15 protein-coding genes are annotated in these 16,947 nt (G+C 26.8%); 1 reads left to right on the top strand and 14 read right to left on the bottom strand.

Going from position 1 to position 16,947, the window contains the following annotated elements; translation table 11 throughout:
- Nucleotides 1-31: 31 nt before the first annotated feature.
- The 9 genes from epsC to gmk form a co-directional block, all read right to left on the bottom strand.
- The gene (gene epsC / locus I6H46_RS08210; protein ID WP_019117660.1) at nt 32-562 is read right to left on the bottom strand and encodes a serine O-acetyltransferase EpsC; all 531 of its coding nucleotides are present in this window, start codon (nt 560-562) and stop codon (nt 32-34) included.
- Nucleotides 552-1,475: a cysteine synthase A gene (cysK, locus tag I6H46_RS08215; protein WP_200225796.1), complete on the bottom strand. Its 924-nt coding sequence runs from the start codon at nt 1,473-1,475 to the stop codon at nt 552-554. The genes epsC and cysK overlap by 11 nt, the downstream gene beginning before the upstream one ends.
- A gap of 189 nt (nt 1,476-1,664) precedes the next feature.
- Nucleotides 1,665-2,336, bottom strand: coding sequence for a translation elongation factor Ts (gene tsf, locus I6H46_RS08220; protein ID WP_180362997.1), 672 nt, complete (start codon nt 2,334-2,336; stop codon nt 1,665-1,667).
- Between the two features lie 10 nt (nt 2,337-2,346).
- Entirely contained in the window at nt 2,347-3,135 is a 789-nt protein-coding gene (gene rpsB / locus I6H46_RS08225) for a 30S ribosomal protein S2 (protein ID WP_200225798.1), read from the bottom strand.
- Between the two features lie 133 nt (nt 3,136-3,268).
- Nucleotides 3,269-4,378 (bottom strand): signal recognition particle-docking protein FtsY, encoded by a 1,110-nt coding sequence (gene ftsY, locus I6H46_RS08230; protein WP_019117658.1) that lies wholly within the window; start codon nt 4,376-4,378, stop codon nt 3,269-3,271.
- A 9-nt stretch (nt 4,379-4,387) separates the two neighbouring features.
- Nucleotides 4,388-6,766 (bottom strand): primosomal protein N', encoded by a 2,379-nt coding sequence (gene priA, locus I6H46_RS08235; RefSeq protein WP_019117657.1) that lies wholly within the window; start codon nt 6,764-6,766, stop codon nt 4,388-4,390.
- Nucleotides 6,767-6,774: 8 nt separating this feature from the next.
- Nucleotides 6,775-7,947 carry a bifunctional phosphopantothenoylcysteine decarboxylase/phosphopantothenate--cysteine ligase CoaBC gene (gene coaBC, locus I6H46_RS08240; protein WP_195216506.1) on the bottom strand — a complete coding sequence of 391 codons (1,173 nt, stop codon included), beginning with the start codon at nt 7,945-7,947 and terminating at the stop codon, nt 6,775-6,777.
- The gene (rpoZ, locus tag I6H46_RS08245) at nt 7,940-8,128 is read right to left on the bottom strand and encodes a DNA-directed RNA polymerase subunit omega (RefSeq protein ID WP_004838826.1); all 189 of its coding nucleotides are present in this window, start codon (nt 8,126-8,128) and stop codon (nt 7,940-7,942) included. Before rpoZ ends, coaBC begins: the two co-directional genes overlap by 8 nt.
- A gap of 2 nt (nt 8,129-8,130) precedes the next feature.
- Nucleotides 8,131-8,727 carry a guanylate kinase gene (gene gmk / locus I6H46_RS08250; RefSeq protein ID WP_004838827.1) on the bottom strand — a complete coding sequence of 199 codons (597 nt, stop codon included), beginning with the start codon at nt 8,725-8,727 and terminating at the stop codon, nt 8,131-8,133.
- 98 nt (nt 8,728-8,825) lie between these two features.
- On the opposite strand from gmk, the gene I6H46_RS08255 reads away from it, so the two are divergent.
- Nucleotides 8,826-10,574 carry an Rqc2 family fibronectin-binding protein gene (locus tag I6H46_RS08255; RefSeq protein ID WP_200225800.1) on the top strand — a complete coding sequence of 583 codons (1,749 nt, stop codon included), beginning with the start codon at nt 8,826-8,828 and terminating at the stop codon, nt 10,572-10,574.
- Between the two features lie 51 nt (nt 10,575-10,625).
- On the opposite strand, the gene I6H46_RS08260 is transcribed toward I6H46_RS08255, so the two are convergent.
- From I6H46_RS08260 to pth, 5 genes are all read right to left on the bottom strand, one after another.
- Nucleotides 10,626-10,907: an HU family DNA-binding protein gene (locus I6H46_RS08260; protein ID WP_004838829.1), complete on the bottom strand. Its 282-nt coding sequence runs from the start codon at nt 10,905-10,907 to the stop codon at nt 10,626-10,628.
- 87 nt (nt 10,908-10,994) lie between these two features.
- A complete protein-coding gene (locus tag I6H46_RS08265; RefSeq protein WP_200225802.1) occupies nt 10,995-11,897 on the bottom strand; it encodes a peptidylprolyl isomerase in 903 nt (300 codons plus the stop codon).
- Nucleotides 11,860-12,879, bottom strand: coding sequence for a peptidylprolyl isomerase (locus I6H46_RS08270; protein WP_004838831.1), 1,020 nt, complete (start codon nt 12,877-12,879; stop codon nt 11,860-11,862). Before I6H46_RS08270 ends, I6H46_RS08265 begins: the two co-directional genes overlap by 38 nt.
- Nucleotides 12,876-16,370, bottom strand: a complete 3,495-nt coding sequence (gene mfd / locus I6H46_RS08275) for a transcription-repair coupling factor (RefSeq protein WP_019117655.1) — start codon at nt 16,368-16,370, stop codon at nt 12,876-12,878. The genes I6H46_RS08270 and mfd overlap by 4 nt, the downstream gene beginning before the upstream one ends.
- Complete coding sequence (gene pth, locus I6H46_RS08280; protein WP_019117654.1) at nt 16,363-16,947, bottom strand: aminoacyl-tRNA hydrolase; 585 nt, start codon at nt 16,945-16,947, stop codon at nt 16,363-16,365. The genes mfd and pth overlap by 8 nt, the downstream gene beginning before the upstream one ends.

The raw sequence follows: 16,947 nt of genomic DNA on the forward strand, positions 1-16,947 counted from the left end.
AATAATTTAAAATTAAATAACAGCCCTTTTCTTATTTATTATGTTTATGTTTTATAATTTTAGCTGGAGCTCCTACTGCAGTACAATCATCTGGCACATCATCTAAAACTACAGAATTTGCACCAATTTTACAAAAATTACCTATGGTGATATTTCCCAATAAAATTGCACCTGCTCCAATTAAAACATTATTACCAACAGTTGGATGTCTTTTTACTCTTGCATTTTTTAAACCACCTAAGGTAACGCCATGATACATTAACACATCATCGCCAACTTCAGCAGTTTCTCCGATTACAACACCCATTCCATGATCTATATAGCATCTTCTTCCAATCTTAGCACCAGGATGGATTTCAATTCCAGTTTCTCTTCTAGCTTTTTGACTAATCTCATTTGCCTTAGAAAATTCTCCTTCTAAATATAATTTGTGTGCCTCAAAATGAGCTAATAAAGCTCTAATTCCCGGAGAAAATCTCAAAGCATCTTCTGCCTTAGTTAAGGCAGGATCTTTTTCCAAAGCTGCCTTAACTAATTCATCTTTATATTCTTCAAAAGTCATATTGATCTATATTATATAATTCTGTTGATAAATATCTTTCGCCTGTATCTGGCAAAACAGTAACAACCTTTTTACCCTCACCAAGCTTATCAGCAATTTCTATTGCACCACATACATTAGCTCCTGAAGAAATTCCAACAGCTAAGGCTTCGTTTTTAGCTAAATATCTAGACATTTTTATAGCATCATCGCCTTTAACATCAACAATTCCATCTATTAAATCAAAATCTAAATTTTCAGGAATAAAGTTTCCACCTATTCCTTGAATTTTATGACCTGATGCCTTACCACCTGATAATAAAGGACTTTCTGCTGGCTCAATTGCAAAAATCTTTACATTTTTATTATTTTCTTTTAGTCTTTTGCCAACTCCTGTTACAGTTCCACCAGTTCCAACTCCTGCAATAAAAGCATCTGGAGATATTTCATTTAAAATTTCAACACCAGTTGTTTCGTAATGAGCTTTTATATTAGCGGGGTTTGAGAATTGGTCTGGCATAAAATATCCGTCTTTTTTTGATAATTCTATAGCCTTATCAACTGATCCTTGAAGACCATTTTCTGTTGTCCTTATTACTTCAGCTCCGTAGGCTTGAGCAAGTTTCGATCTTTCTATACTCATTGAGCTTGGCATAGTTAATATACATTTATATCCTTTTGCAGCAGCAAGGGCAGCAAGAGCTAGGCCAGTATTTCCACTTGTTGGCTCTACAATTGTATCGCCTTTTTTTAGTTTTCCATCTTTTTCTGCTTCTTCTATCATATACAAAGCTATTCTATCTTTAATAGAGCCTGCTATATTATTTTTTTCAACTTTTACATAAATATCTGCTCTACCTTCTTTTTTCAAGGAATTTAATTTTAATAATGGAGTATTTCCAATTATTTCTTTTGCGTTATTATAAATTTTCATTAATTCTCCTTTCAAAATTATATATAAAAATTTAAAATTTAAAATTTAAAAATCATTTAATTTTTTCAATTGTTAATATTATATAGTAAAAAAATTATCTTTCAAACGATTAAGAAAAAAATCATAGTAAATTACTATGGATTCTTTGTAAAAAAAGAAAGCCAAACGGCTTTCTTTATAATTTAATTATTAAGCATTCATTTGGCTTTGAACTTCTTTAGCGAAATCTTCTTCTTTTTTCTCTAAACCTTCGCCAACTTCAAATCTAGCAAATCTTCTGATTTTGATGTTTTCTCCTACATTATTTGCAGTATCTCTTAGATATTGTTCAATTGTAAGATCAGGATTTTTGATATATTGTTGATCCATTAAGCATACATCTTTGAAATATTTTTTAAGTCTACCTTCAACTTTTTTGTGAGCTATCATTTCTTTTTTGTCTTCAGGCATATTTGGATTAGCTTCATTCATAGCTTGTTTAATTAATATTTCTTTTTGTTCTGCTACATCTTTTTCATCAGCGTCTTCTTCTGAAATATATAGTGGATTTAAAGCAGCTATATGCATAGCTATATTTTTTGCAAATTCTTTAACTGTGTCAGTATTTGCTGAAAAATCTGTTTCAGTATTGATTTCAACAATTACACCAATTTTATCGTTGTGAATGTATGAACCAATAATTCCTTCAGCAGCAATTCTATCAGCTTTTTTATCCAAAGTAGCTTGTCCTTTTTCTTTTAATAGTTTTATAGCATCATCTATATTACCATCAGTTTCAGTTAAAGCTTTTTTACAATCCATCATTCCTGCGCCAGTTTTTTCTCTTAATTCTTTTACTAATTTTGCACTTACTGCCATGATTTCCTCCTAATTATTCCTCAATAGATTCTTCTTCATCGTTTTCTTCTAACTCTTCTGATTCTGTTTCTTCTTCTTCATCATTTTCTTCAAAGTCTTCTTCGCTTACTGCGAATTCACTACCTTGATTTCCTTCTATTACAGCATCAGCCATTAATGAAGTAATAAGTTTTACAGCTCTTATAGCATCGTCATTTCCAGGAATAGCAATATCTACTACATCTGGATCACAGTTTGTATCTACAATTGAAATAACTGGAATACCTAAGATTCTAGCTTCGTGAACTGCTATTTGTTCATTTGATGGATCTACAACAAATAATACATCTGGTAAATCTTCCATATCTTTGATTCCACCAAGATTTTTTTCTAATTTATCCATTTCTTTGTTGTATTGTAGAACTTCTTTTTTTGGTAAAAGATCAAATGTTCCATCTTCTTCCATTGTTTCATATTTTTTAAGTTTGTTTACACTATTTCTAATTGTGTTAAAGTTTGTCAACATACCACCTAACCATCTGTTAGATACATAGTATTGACCACATCTTTTAGCTTCTTGTTCAATTGAATCTTGAGCTTGTTTTTTTGTTCCTACAAATAAAACTGTTCCGCCTTCGCTAGCAATATCTCTAATTGTTTCGTAAGCTTTTTCAATTTGATTTGCAGTTTTTGCTAAATCTATAATATAGATTCCATTTCTTTCTGTGAAGATGAATTTTTTCATTTTTGGGTTCCATCTTCTTGTTTGGTGTCCAAAATGTACACCAGCTTCTAATAATTTTTTCATTGATACTATTGACATATATCTTACCTCCGTTTATTTTCTTCCATCTTTTTCTTCTAGATTTTAAACTAATTAAATTAGCAACGTAAATCTATCCAAAGATGTGCATAGTACTTATGTAATATACCATAAATTATAATATATTACAAGTTTATTCGAACATTGCTTCAACAAATGATTTAGAATCAAATTTTTCTAAATTATTTATTCCTTCTCCTACACCAATATACTTAACAGGTACTTCAAGTTCAACTTGTAATGGGAAAATCACACCGCCTTTTGCAGTTCCATCTAGTTTGGTTAAAATCAATCCTGTAATATCGCAAACATTTTTAAACTCCCTAAGCTGACTTATCGCATTTTGTCCTGTAGTTGCATCCAAAACTAATAAATTTTCTCTATTAGCATTATTAGCATGAGTTGAAATTGTTCTATTTATTTTTTCTAATTCATTCATAAGATTTTTTTTGTTGTGAAGTCTTCCTGCTGTGTCACAAATCAAGACATCAGACTTATTTGCTTTTGCTGCTTGAATTGCATCAAAAATTACTGCTGATGGATCTGAACCTTCTTTGTGAGCAATCATTTGTGTATTTGATTGTTTTGCCCATGAATCGAGTTGCTCAATTGCTGCTGCCCTAAATGTATCGGCAGCTGCTAAAGTCACTTTGTATCCATCTTTTTTCAAGTTATTTGCAAGTTTTCCTATAGTAGTTGTTTTACCAACTCCATTAACCCCTATAACTAAAATTACTGTTAGCTTATCTTTTGAAATATTTAATTTATTTTCAAGATTTTTTTCATCTAATTTTTTTTCCATAATTTCTTTTAGCAAAGGAAAAATTTCATCAGCATTTTTAACTGATTTTTCTTTAATTTCATCTTTTAATTGGTCAACTATTTCAATGGTAGATTTCATACCAATATCTGCTGATATTAAAATTTCTTCTAATTCATCATATAAGTCATCATCAATTTTTACATTTGCTGTAAATAAGTTTTTAAGTTTTGAGGAAAATTGCTCTCTTGTTTTTGATAAACCCTTTGATAATTTAGTAAAAAATCCTAATTCTTCTTCGGTATCGTCATCTTGTAATTGTTTTGAATTTTCATTTTCAAAATTTTCTTCTATAGTTTCTTCAAATCCACTTTCTTGTATTTTTTCATTTTCTTCGCTTTTTTCTAAATTATTTTCATCTGATAGATTTTTTTTGCTATTTTCTTCTTCATCATTCTTTTTTTTCTTAAAAAAATCAAACATTTTTTCTCCTTAATTTATATCACTTGGATTTAGTGCAATCAGTATGCTTGTGTCTTTGCTTTTACTTATAAAGTAATTTTTAAGTCTTGTAAGAAAATCAGATATTTTTTCTAATTTTTCCTCATTCGTTTTAATAATTATATTATATCTATATTTATTATTTATACGAGAAATTTTGCATGGATTTGGCCCTATTATTTTAACATCCAAATCTTTTTCATATTCTAAATCAAGATAATACTTTATTTTTTTTGATATGTCTATGCATTTTATTCTCGACTTGTTTAATACTTTAATAGTAATCAAATTTACAAATGGTGGATAATCGAAAGCTTTTCTTGCTTCTATCTCATATTTATAAAATCTTTCGTAATCATTTTTACTTGCTGCATTTATTACAAAATTATCCGGTCTATAGGTTTGTATTATTACTTCGCCTTTTTTATCTGCCCTTCCTGCTCTTCCTGAAACTTGGGTTAAAAGTTCAAAACTTGTTTCGTATGCTGTGTAATCATTAAGATTTAAAGATAAATCAGCACTAATAATTCCAACTAAGGTTACATTTTCAAAATCAAGACCTTTTGCTATCATTTGTGTCCCAATAAGAATATCAACTTTATTTTCTTTCATATTCTTATACATTTTTTCATAAGTTTTTTTATTTTTTGCTGTCATTGAATCCATTCTTATGATATTTGCTTTTGGAAACAATGCTTTAATTTCTTCTTCCAGTTTTTCAGTTCCAGCACCAAATTCTTTAATTTTATTTGAGCCACAAGAAGGACAAATATGAGGTTGGTTTTTTGTTCTTCCACAATAATGACATACTAATTTGGATACATTTTTGTGGTAGGTCATAGAAACATCACATGCTTCACACTTTATTACGTATCCACACTGCCTGCAAAAAGTAAAAGAATTATGTCCTATTTTATTCAAAAATAAAATTGTTTGCTCTTTATTTTTTAGTTTTTCTTTAATTTTTTCATATAGTAAAGAGCTTATCATTGAATAATTTGAACTTTTCAATTCTTCTCTCATATCAACAATATTCACTTTTGGGAGTCTTCCATTTACTCTATTTTTTAGTTCAAGTAATTTATAGTCTCCATCTATAGCTTTAGTCATAGTTTTAATAGATGGAGTAGCCGATGCAAATATTAAAGTTGCCTTGTTGTATTTTTTTCTAAATAAGGCCAACTCATCAGTATGAAATTTTGGATCTTGGGAAGATATATAACTTTTGTCGTGTTCTTCATCAATTATAATTAGACCAAGATTTTTAAATGGAGCAAAAATTGCGCTTCTTGCGCCTACAACGATTTTAACTTCTCCATTTTTAATCATTCTCCACTGTTGAAATCTTTCTTTTTGACTTAGTCTTGAGTGCATTATAGCAATTTTTTGTTTAAATCTTCCTTGAAATCTCTCTATAGTTTGGGGAGTTAATGATATTTCTGGAACAAGAATTATTGAATCTTTTCCCTTTTTTAGATTCTCTTCTACAATTTGTAAAAAAACTTCAGTTTTTCCACTGCCAGTAACTCCCTTTAATAAATAAGATTCATTAGGATTTTTTATAATTTTATTAAAGGCTTGACCTTGCTCGTTATTTAATGAAAATTTGCCATAATTTTTTATTTCTTTAACCAAAGATTCATTTACTTCTATTTTTTCAATTTTTACAATATTTTTTTTAACAAGAGAATCTAAAGAACTTTTACTTGAGCTTGTCTTACTTAATACATCTTTATAATCTGAATTTTTATTATTTTTGAGATAATTAATAATTTCTATTTGTTTTTTGGCATTTTTTGGAATTTTGATTTCCTTATAATTTTCAGATAGACTAAGTAAGTATTTATAATTAATATTTTGATTTGAATTAATGTCAAAATAAGAATCTATTAGTTTATTTTTTTTATATTTTCTTAAAGTATCTATATCTAAGCCATAATTATTAATTAAATCTTCCAAAGACTTTTTATCTTCTAAAATTTTATATAGCTTATCTTTTTTATCCAAATTTTTTGTTTTATAAAAATATTCTTTGATTTCTTTAATATTTCCAGGTGGTAAGACTTGTTTTATACAAGCTCTTAAAGGCGAAAGGTACCTTTTATTCATAAAAAAAGCTAAATTAATTAATTCATCATCTACGAGATTTTTTGAATCAATAATATCTACAACATCTTTTATTTCAAAGTTTTCATTCAAATTTTCCACTATATCGTAAACAAAGGCAATAGTATTCTTATTGCCTTTGCCAAATGGGACAATAATCCTCATCCCTTTTTTTATTTTATTTTTAAATTTATCAGGTATGTGATAAGTAAAAGATTTATCCAAAAATCTACTTTTACTATCAAGTATTACATAACAAAACAAATTATCACCTAAACCAAAAGATCCAAAATTTTATTAGCTAGTTCTTTTTTTGTCATTATATCAAGTTTTTCAACCTTATCTTTTGAAAGAATTGATGCAATATTTGTATCTACATCAAAACCTGCGCCCTTCTTTTTCAAATCATTGGCTATAATATAATCTGCCTTTTTTGATTCTAATTTTATTTTTGCATTTTTTATAAGGTCATCTGTTTCTGCAGCAAAACCAATCAAAACTTGTTTATCTTTTTTATTTCCAAAATATTTTAAAATATCAACATTTTCAATCAATTCTAGATTTAAATTGTCGCCATTTTTTTTGATTTTTTTATCGCTTACTTCTCTAACTTTATAATCTGTAGGAGCAGCTGACATAATTAAGGCATCGCAATCATCAAATTCTTTATCAATTGCTTCTTTTAATTCTAAATTAGTTCTAATATTGATTTTATCAATTCCATTTGTCTTAATAGGATTTACAGGACCAGATACTAATTTAACATCAGCACCTCTTTTAAAAGCTTCTATCGCTATATTATATCCCATTTTGCCACTGGATTTATTTGTTATAAATCTTACATAATCAATTGGCTCTACAGTTGGTCCAGCAGAAACAATAATTTTTTTTCCCTTTAAATCTTTTTTTGTAAAATAATAATCAAGGTATCTTACAATATTTTCAGGTTCTTCCATTCTGCCATCTCCTCTTGTATCGCAAGCAAGAATCCCTGAATTTGGATTAATTATATGTACTCCTCTTTCTTTAATTGTTTTAAGATTACTTTGAGTTGCCTTATTATTTAACATATTTGTATTCATAGTAGGAGCTACAATTATGTCTTTATCACAAGCTAAAAGTGAGGCTGTAAGCATATTATCTGCAATGCCATAAGTCATTTTAGCAAGCGTATTTGCACTTAATGGTGCAACCAAAAAAACATCTGCCCATTTTGGAAGCTCAATGTGATGAACCTTTTCATGACTTCCTTCAAACATATCAGAATAGACAAGACATTTTCCCATAGTTTCAAAAGACAAAGGACTAACAAATTCACAAGCAGCCTTTGTCATAATAATTTTTAAGTTTGCTCCTTCTTTTTTTAATCTTGAGCAAAGATCTAAAACTTTATAAGCGGCTATTCCCCCACTAACACCTAGGAGAATATTTTTACCCTTAATCATTTTTTTCTACTTTTCCTTCCATTATTTCATGTAAAGCTTGAGTTACAGGTTTGTCTTCAACTTCTTTAGTTAATAAATCTGATCCATTTACAATTCTTCTTGCTCTTTTTGCAGCCATCATGCAAATTTCGTACCTACTTGAACTTATTTCTGATAATTCTTTAAAAGATGGATTATTCATATTTACTCCTTTTCAAAATCTATTTCTTCTCTAAAAACTTTATGTTTTTCTGCATTAATAATTTCATTTACTAAATTTATAGCAGAATTCAAATGATCATTTACAACCAAGTAATCATAATCTTTTATATAAGATAATTCTTTTCTTGCATTATGCATTCTTAGATTGATGTCACTTTCTGTTTCAGTTCCCCTATTAACAATTCTATTTTTTAGTTCGCTAAGGCTAGGAGGCGCCAGAAAAATATAAACTCCATTATCAATATTTTTCTTAACATTTAATGCTCCTTGAACATCTATTTCTAAAATTACTATCTTACCTTCATTGATTTTTTCTTCGACGAAGTCTTTAGGTGTACCGTAATAATTATCGTGAACTTTAGCATATTCCAAAAATTTATCTTCTTCAATCATTTTTTCAAATTCTTCATGACTCTTAAAAAAATAGCTTACTCCTTCTATTTCCCCAGGCCTTTGTTTCCTAGTAGTCACAGAAACTGAATAAACTAAGTTTTTTTGTGTATTCATAAGGTCATGCAATACTGTTCCTTTACCTACACCTGAAGGTCCAGATATTACTAATAAAAATCCTTTTTTCATCGTGCCTCCTTATTACTACTATTTTACATTATGCAAAAATTTAGTTCAAGTATATTATTCTGATATAATATAAATATAAAAATTAAAGAGGTGATTTAATGAGTTACGATGGTTTAGTAACAAAAGCCATAACTTTTGAAATAAAAAAATTATTGCTTGGAGGAAAAATCCAAAAAATTAGCCAACCTTCCAAAAATGATATTGTTTTAAATATCTATTCGATTGGAAAAAGCTACAAATTATTATTAAGTGCAAATAATAATGAAGCCAGAGTTCATATTACAGAAAGAAAATATGAAAATCCTATAAGCCCTCCTAATTTTTGCATGGTTTTAAGAAAATATTTAAATCAAAGTAAAATTGTTGAAATTGAACAATATCAAATGGATAGGGTTATTATTTTTCATATATCTTCAGTTGATGAAATGGGTTTTGATATTTCAAATAAATTAATAGTAGAAATAATGGGAAAATATTCCAATATAATACTAACAGATGAAAATTATAAAATAATAGATTCCATTAAAAGAGTAAATTTTAAAATGTCATCAGTTAGAGAAATCTTGCCAGGTCTAGAATATAAATTTATAGAAAGCAATAAAATTAATATTTTAGAATCAGATTTTTCACTTGATATTTTAAAATTAGATAAAAACATAGCAGATAATCAAAATCCAGAAAAACTTTTATATGAAAATTATTTAGGATTCTCCCCTACAATTTCTAAAGAGTTAATATACAAATCAAATATTGATCCTAGAATAAATTGGGGACTTGTAAGTGAAGATGAAAAACAATTGCTTAATGATAATCTATATGAACTTAGAAATTCATTAATTAATAATACCTACAGCCCAGTTTTATATAAAAATAGTAGAAAATATAAGGAATTTTATTCCTTTGATTTATCTGGTCTTGGGTTTGAAAAAATATTATGCAATTCTATGAGTAATGCTATTGAAAATTTTTATGAATCAAACAAATCCAATGATAGACTTAGACAAATTAAAAATAATTTATTAAGAAAAATAAATAGCCAAATTAAATTAGTTAATAAAAAAATAGATATTTTAAATAAAAATCTAAGCAAAGAAAAAAATATGGATTCTATAAGAATGAAAGGCGATTTACTAGCAGCAAATGTAAATAAATTAAACAAAGGCTATAAAGAAATAATTTTAAAAGATTTTTATAATAACAATAAAGATATAAAAATAAGCCTAGACTCTAGAAAAAATCCATGGGAGAATGTTGATAGTTACTATAAAAGATACAAAAAAATTAAAAATTCCATAGATTTTGCAAAAGATGATCTTCCAAAGCAAAATGACTTATTAGAGTATTTAAATCAAGTATCTGATTTTGTTGAAAGAAGCGAGAGCATAAGTGATTTAGATGAGATAAAAGAAGAACTAATTGAAAATAAAATAATTAAAAATACGAGTAGAAATAAGAAAAAAACTAAATCCAAATCAAAACCTATGCAGTTTAAAACTGTGGATAATAGTAATATATATGTTGGAAAAAATTCAAGACAAAATGACTATATTACTTTAAAACTTGCAAATAAAAATGATTATTTTTTCCACGTAAGAAATGCTCCAGGAAGTCACGTTATTTTAAAAACCAATTTATTAAATGAAAATGATATAAAAATAGCCTCCTATCTTGCTGCATCAAACTCATCACAAGCTAAATCAAATAAAGTTGACGTTGACTACACAGAAAAAAAGAATGTGAACAAGGCAAAGGGAGCTAAACCTGGTATGGTTTATTATGAAAATTTCAAAACAGTAACCGTAAATATGGATGAGAATCCAAAAAACTTATATGAAAAAATAAAATAAATTAAAAAGCCCAGAAAAAAATCTGGGCTTTTAACATATAAAATTGAATTATTATTTATTGTTAACTGCTTCTTTAAGAGTTTTACCAGCTTTAAATACTGGAGCTTTTGAAGCTGGAATTTTGATAACTTCATCAGGTTTTCTAGGATTTCTTCCTTCTCTAGCTTTTCTGTCTCTAGTTTCAAAAGTACCAAATCCTACAAGTTGAACTTTTTCTTCTTTTTTAAGAGATTCTGTTACAGTTTCGATGAAAGCATTTAATGCTCTTTCAGCTTCTACTTTTTTAAGTCCACTTTTTTCTGAGATATTAACTAATAATTCTGATTTATTCATATATCCTCCTTATAAATCAATCTTAATCTATTCTGCTTAACTCTAAGTAAGATTATACATATATATTTTATTTATTTCAAGCGTTTTTCAAATAAAAAGCTTGATATTTGAATTTTTTATAAGATTTTTCAAATAATTATTATATTCGTTTCTTAAATATAATTCTTTTGCATCAAGCAAAAGACTTTTTTTGTTATTATTTATTGAATTAACCATTAAAATTATGTATGAATCTTTGTATTTGAATACATTACTTATTTCGTTTGCCTTGGTTAGTGATGATTCTTTAAGCAAATTATCATCGTTATAAACGAACTCAGACCTATAAATATCATAATTTCTAACTTTATTTTTAAGATTATTTTTAAAATCATCAGAATTTTTAATATTAGACCTTATTTTTATAGCTTCTTTTTTATCATCAAAAATCAAGCAATCATACTTATATTTTTTATGGAGATTTTTATTATCTTCATAATATTTTAAAATTTTAGAATCTTTAACCTTATTATTGTTTAAAAAATAATCATAGTGTTTTTTTCTAATTGAATCTTGATATGAAATTTCTTCAAATTCATCTTCTGTAACACCAAATGACTTTACATTTTCAATTAGTGAATCCTTTGATGAAATTTCTTGGCTTATTTTATCGATTATTTCTTGAGAATCATTTTTTGTTACTTTGATTCCATTTTTTTTCAAATCATCAAGCATAGCTTGATCCATAATTAAAGAATCTAAAAGTTCAGATTCTAATTTTTTGTAATTAGAATCTCCCTTTTTAGATTTAGAATCTAAGAATTTATCCCCATATTTTTTTAAATAAAATTTTTGATAATAACTTAATTCTTTTTCAAATAATTCTTTGCTTATTCCTTCATCATTAACAACAGCTACATACTTATCCTTATCAAATTTTTTTGAACAAGAACTTAGTAAAATTAAAGAAATACTAATTATTACTATTGGAATTTTCTTTATTATTTTCATCTTTTTTATTATCAGATGTTTTTGATTCTTTTTTTGTTTCCTTCTTTTGAGGACCATCTTCTGTTACTACTTTTGCTTTGTTAAATAGGTCTGTTAGGTAATCAGAATATTTTTTATCATTTAAGGTTTTAGAAATTTCATCTTTTAATGCTTCTGGAGAATCTTTTTTATCTGTAACTTTTATTATATGGTATCCATAAGAAGTTTTAACAGGATCAGAAACTTCATCTTTTTTCATAGAAAAAGCTTTATCTGCAAATTCTTTAACCATTTTATCTTTAGTAAAGTATCCTAAATCTCCACCTTTTTCTGCATTAGCAGTATCTTTTGAATATTCTTTTGCAAGTTTTGCAAAATCTTCTCCATTATCTAGTTTTTCTTTTACTTGTTTTGCTGTTGCTTCGTCAGCTACTAAAATATGGCTTGCTTTAACTTGAGATAGAGTATCTTTATTTTCTTCATAATATTTTTTAATTTGTTTTTCATCTACTGGATTTTTTTCTTCAAACCAAGCTCTGTGTTTTTGATAAATTTCATCTTTTTTAATTGTTTCTTTAAATTTATCACTGCTCATATTATAATCTTCAAGCATTTTATCAAATTTTTCTTGTCCACCAAATTGTTGAACATATTGTAAAAATTTGTCATCAAGAGCTTTATCATCAACTTTTACATTATTTTTTTTCATATCATCTGCTATAAGTTTATCTTGAACTAGCATTTGAACAATTGAAGGTTTTAATTGTTGTCTGCTTGCAAGCATTGCAGAATAAAAACTCATTTCATCTTTATAAGAATCTTTTGTGATTTTTTCGCCACCAACTAATGCTACTGCATCATCTGGTAATTTTTCTCCTTTTGCACTTTCTGAAGTTTGAGTTTCATTTGATCCGTTGTCTTTTTTGTCTTTTGCTCCATCATTAGCACAAGCACTTAATGCAAAACTTGTTGCTAAAACTAAGGCTATAAGTCTTTTGTTCATTTTTTCTCCTTAACATTTTTAATAACTTTTAATAATTCGTAACAGTCTAACAGTTTTGTATTTTTATTTGGTAATTTAAAAGCTGGATTTTGTGAAAGGTCAAATGAAAGTTCTCCGTGATAATTTTCATTAATTTGAGATAATTGCTCAAAAGTAAATTTATTTCTATCGTCATAAGATATTATTATTTCATTTTTTACTTCTCTAATTTCATCAAAACCTAATTTATCAGCAAGGGATTTTACCAATGATACGTACATTATATTGTCAACCATTAATGGAATATCTCCATACCTATCAATCAAATCTTCAACAAGAAAACTATAGTCTTCCAAAGTTTCAATTCTTGATATTCTGGTGTACATTTCTATTTTTTGTCCTTGATCTTCTATATAAGATTCTGGAATATAAGCATCCACTTTCAAGTCAATATATACGTCATTTAAATCGCTAGATTTAAATTCTTTTCCGCTTGCTTTATTAACAGCTTGTTGCAAGAATTTAACATATAAGTCATATCCAATAGCTTCTACTTGCCCACTTTGGCTTTCACCTAAAATATTTCCTGCGCCCCTAAGTTCTAAATCTCTCATAGCAATTTTATAACCACTACCAAAGTCAGAAAAATCTTTAATTGATTTTAATCTTTTTTCACCTATTTCAGTTAAAACTTTTCCTTTGGCATAAGTAAAATAAGCATAAGAAGACCTAGATGATCGACCTATTCGTCCTTTCAATTGATAAAGTTGACTAAGTCCCATCATGTCAGAATCATAAACTATAATTGTGTTTACATTTTGTATATCCATACCAGTTTCAATGATTGTTGTGGCAAGAAGTATATCAATATCCCCATTCACAAAATCTTCCATTATTTTTTCAAGATTTTTTGCAGACATTTGCCCATGAGCGATAGCAATATTTGCATCTGGTATTAATTCAACAAGTTCATTGTAAATTTTTTCGATATTATAAACTCTATTATAGACAAAATATACTTGCCCATCCCTATCAAGCTCTTTTTCGATAGCTCTTTTTATAATTGATGAATCATATTCTAATACGTAAGTATTTACAGGAAGTCTTCTTTCTGGAGGTTCATCCAAAGTTGACATATCCCTTATCCCAGTTAATGATAATTGTAAGGTTCTTGGAATTGGCGTAGCAGACAAAGTTAAAACATCAATATTTTCTTTTAATTTTTTTAGTTTGTCTTTATGTCTTACACCAAATCTTTGCTCTTCATCTATAATTAACAAGCCAAGATTTTTAAATTTTATATCATTTGATAGTAACCTATGAGTTCCTACAATAATATCAATTTTACCTGATTTTAAATTTTTTATATTTTTATCTTGTTCTTTTTTACTTACAAATCTAGATAATAAAGCACACTCGACAGGATAATCTTTAAACCTTTCTTTCATTGTAGAATAATGTTGACTTGCAAGAATTGTAGTTGGTACTAAAAAACAAACTTGATAGCCGTCCATTATTGCTTTAAATGCAGCTCTTAAAGCTACTTCAGTTTTTCCATAACCAACATCTCCACAAAGAAGTCTATCCATTGGTTTGATATTTTCCATATCATCTTTAATTTCATTAATAGATCTTACTTGGCTATCCGTTTCTTCATAAATAAAAGAATCTTCAAATTCTTTTTGCCAAGTTGTATCTTCACTAAAAGCACGTCCCTTGGCTTTTGATCTTTTTGCGTAAAGTTCTACCAAATCATCTGCTATTTCATCTACAGCTTTTTTTGCTCTTTGTTTAGCTTTTTTCCATTGATTACTTCCAAGTGATGAAATTTTTGGCTTGTCCCCTTTGTTACCAATATATTTACTAACTAAACCCATTTGGTCAACAGGAACAAATACTTTATCATTTCCCTTGTATTCAATTACAAAATAATCTTTTTTGGTATTATTTACTTCAATTTTAGATATTCCTTTATATATACCAATACCATTATTTTCATGAACTACATAATCGCCAATTTCTATATCAGAATAATTAATTATATCTTTAGCGCTTACTTGTTTCTTTCTTGTTTTTTTATTCTTAAATTTATCTTTACCAAAAATATCCCTATGAGAATATACATTTATTTTTTTGTCAGTGAAAATATAACCTCTTGATAAAGAATTTTCAGTTAAGATTATATTAGTATTATTTAAATCAGAATCTAGACCAATAGAAAAATTTCCAATATTATTTTCATTAAAAATTTCTTTTATACTTTCTAGAGATTTTTTATCAGATGCAAAAATAATAGCTTTTTCATTATTTTTAATTAAAGAATTAATATTAAAAATGAAATTTTCAATATTTTTATTAAAATTTTCTTGCTCAATAGATTTTAATTCAATAATTTTTTTTGCTTTTATTATATTATTGTTTTTTAATAAACTTGAAGAATTTATTATAGGATAAGATTTGATATTAGTAAAAATTTTATTTATATCTATTTTAATATTTTTAAATGATGGAAATATTTCCTCATTTTCTAACTGATTTGTAAAATCTAGATCTGATTTTTCCTTATCTTGTGAAAAATTGTCAATTGACCTATTTAAATCTTGAAAAAGAAATATTGAATCTTTATCTAAATAATCAAAAAAGTCATCAAAATTTTCATTTCTATAGGGAGTAATTAAATCTTCATTTGCGATATATAAACTATCACTGAGATAAGAAATTATTTGGTTATATTTATCTTTTAATTTTGTAGAATTACTTGAATCTGATATATTTTTTATATCTTTTTTTATTAATTCAATTATTTTCTGATAATCATTTTTATCATAAATTAACTCTTTTGTTGGTCTAATTATTATTTCATCAATATTTTCAAGAGATCTTTGAGTGTCTTTATCAAAAAATCTCATTGAATCTATTTCTGTATCAAATAATTCTATTCTTATAGGATTATCATATTCTATAGGCCAAAAATCTATTATTGAGCCCCTAATAGAAAATTCTCCTTTTGACTCAACTAATTTTGTAAAATCATAATTTAATTCTATAAATGATTTTTTTACCTCTCTTAAATCTAATTCACTATCAATATAAATTTTAAATGACTTATCTTTAAAAATTTTTCTTGGAGTTAATTTATTTCTTAAGGCATCTAAAGTAGTAGTAATTATAAACTTATCCTCATTAATAAGCTTTGTTAAAACTTCAATTCGATTTATTTCATTATTATTTTCTAAATTTTTAATATTGTAATAGTTAATTTCAGTTGATGGAAAATACATACAAGAATCATCTTGCAAAGAATTAATGTCATCACACATTAACTTTGCTTTTTTTTCATTCTCGCAAATAATAATTAATGTTTTTCCGGTGTAAGTAAATAGAGTTTGAAAAATATGAGCCTTGCTCTCATCAGTTAGGCCATGTAAAAATATTGGAGATAATTTTTTATAATTTTCAATTATTTCCTTAACTTGACTAATATTATAAATTTCATTAATAAGGCTATTCATTATCTTCAACTAGCCTTTTTGAATTAAACATACTCATAGTTTTTTCTATTCCTTCTTCTAAAATCATCTCTATAGCATCACTTGCAAGCTTTACTTCTTCTTCAATGATTTTAACTTCTTGTTTTGAAAATCCACTTAATACAAAATTCGCCAAATCCATATATGAAGGTTTTTTTCCAACTGCAACTTTTATTCTTGGAAAATCATCAAATTCTAGATTGTAAATAATTGACTTCATTCCATTATGAGTTCCAGCTGAACCTTTTTTTCTTATTCTAATACTTCCAAAATCAATATCTATATCATCATAAATAACTATTAGTTTATCATGGTCAAAATCAAAATATTTATATATTTCTCTAATAGCTTCTCCTGAATTATTCATATAAGTTTGAGGTTTTACAAGCATAACTTTATGGCCAGAAATTACTCCCTGGCCAATTAAAGATTTAAATTTAATTTTTCTTACATCAATACTATATTTTCTAGCTAAATAATCAATAGTTATAAAGCCAGCGTTATGTCTTGTGTTCTCATACTGTATACCAGGATTACCCAAGCCTACAATATAATACAT

The organism is Anaerococcus obesiensis (genome assembly GCF_016599815.1).
GTDB lineage: Bacteria > Bacillota > Clostridia > Tissierellales > Peptoniphilaceae > Anaerococcus > Anaerococcus vaginalis.

What these genes read in the sequence shown, in the direction of transcription:
- epsC (WP_019117660.1), bottom strand. Translation starts at nt 562, where the DNA reads ATGACTTTTGAAGAATATAAAGATGAATTAGTTAAGGCAGCTTTGGAA.
- cysK (WP_200225796.1), bottom strand. Translation starts at nt 1,475, where the DNA reads ATGAAAATTTATAATAACGCAAAAGAAATAATTGGAAATACTCCATTA.
- rpsB (WP_200225798.1), bottom strand. Translation starts at nt 3,135, where the DNA reads ATGTCAATAGTATCAATGAAAAAATTATTAGAAGCTGGTGTACATTTT.
- ftsY (WP_019117658.1), bottom strand. Translation starts at nt 4,378, where the DNA reads ATGTTTGATTTTTTTAAGAAAAAAAAGAATGATGAAGAAGAAAATAGC.
- coaBC (WP_195216506.1), bottom strand. Translation starts at nt 7,947, where the DNA reads ATGATTAAGGGTAAAAATATTCTCCTAGGTGTTAGTGGGGGAATAGCC.
- rpoZ (WP_004838826.1), bottom strand. Translation starts at nt 8,128, where the DNA reads ATGAATAATCCATCTTTTAAAGAATTATCAGAAATAAGTTCAAGTAGG.
- gmk (WP_004838827.1), bottom strand. Translation starts at nt 8,727, where the DNA reads ATGAAAAAAGGATTTTTATTAGTAATATCTGGACCTTCAGGTGTAGGT.
- I6H46_RS08255 (WP_200225800.1), top strand. Translation starts at nt 8,826, where the DNA reads ATGAGTTACGATGGTTTAGTAACAAAAGCCATAACTTTTGAAATAAAA.
- I6H46_RS08260 (WP_004838829.1), bottom strand. Translation starts at nt 10,907, where the DNA reads ATGAATAAATCAGAATTATTAGTTAATATCTCAGAAAAAAGTGGACTT.
- I6H46_RS08265 (WP_200225802.1), bottom strand. Translation starts at nt 11,897, where the DNA reads ATGAAAATAATAAAGAAAATTCCAATAGTAATAATTAGTATTTCTTTA.
- I6H46_RS08270 (WP_004838831.1), bottom strand. Translation starts at nt 12,879, where the DNA reads ATGAACAAAAGACTTATAGCCTTAGTTTTAGCAACAAGTTTTGCATTA.
- mfd (WP_019117655.1), bottom strand. Translation starts at nt 16,370, where the DNA reads ATGAATAGCCTTATTAATGAAATTTATAATATTAGTCAAGTTAAGGAA.
- pth (WP_019117654.1), bottom strand. Translation starts at nt 16,947, where the DNA reads ATGTATTATATTGTAGGCTTGGGTAATCCTGGTATACAGTATGAGAAC.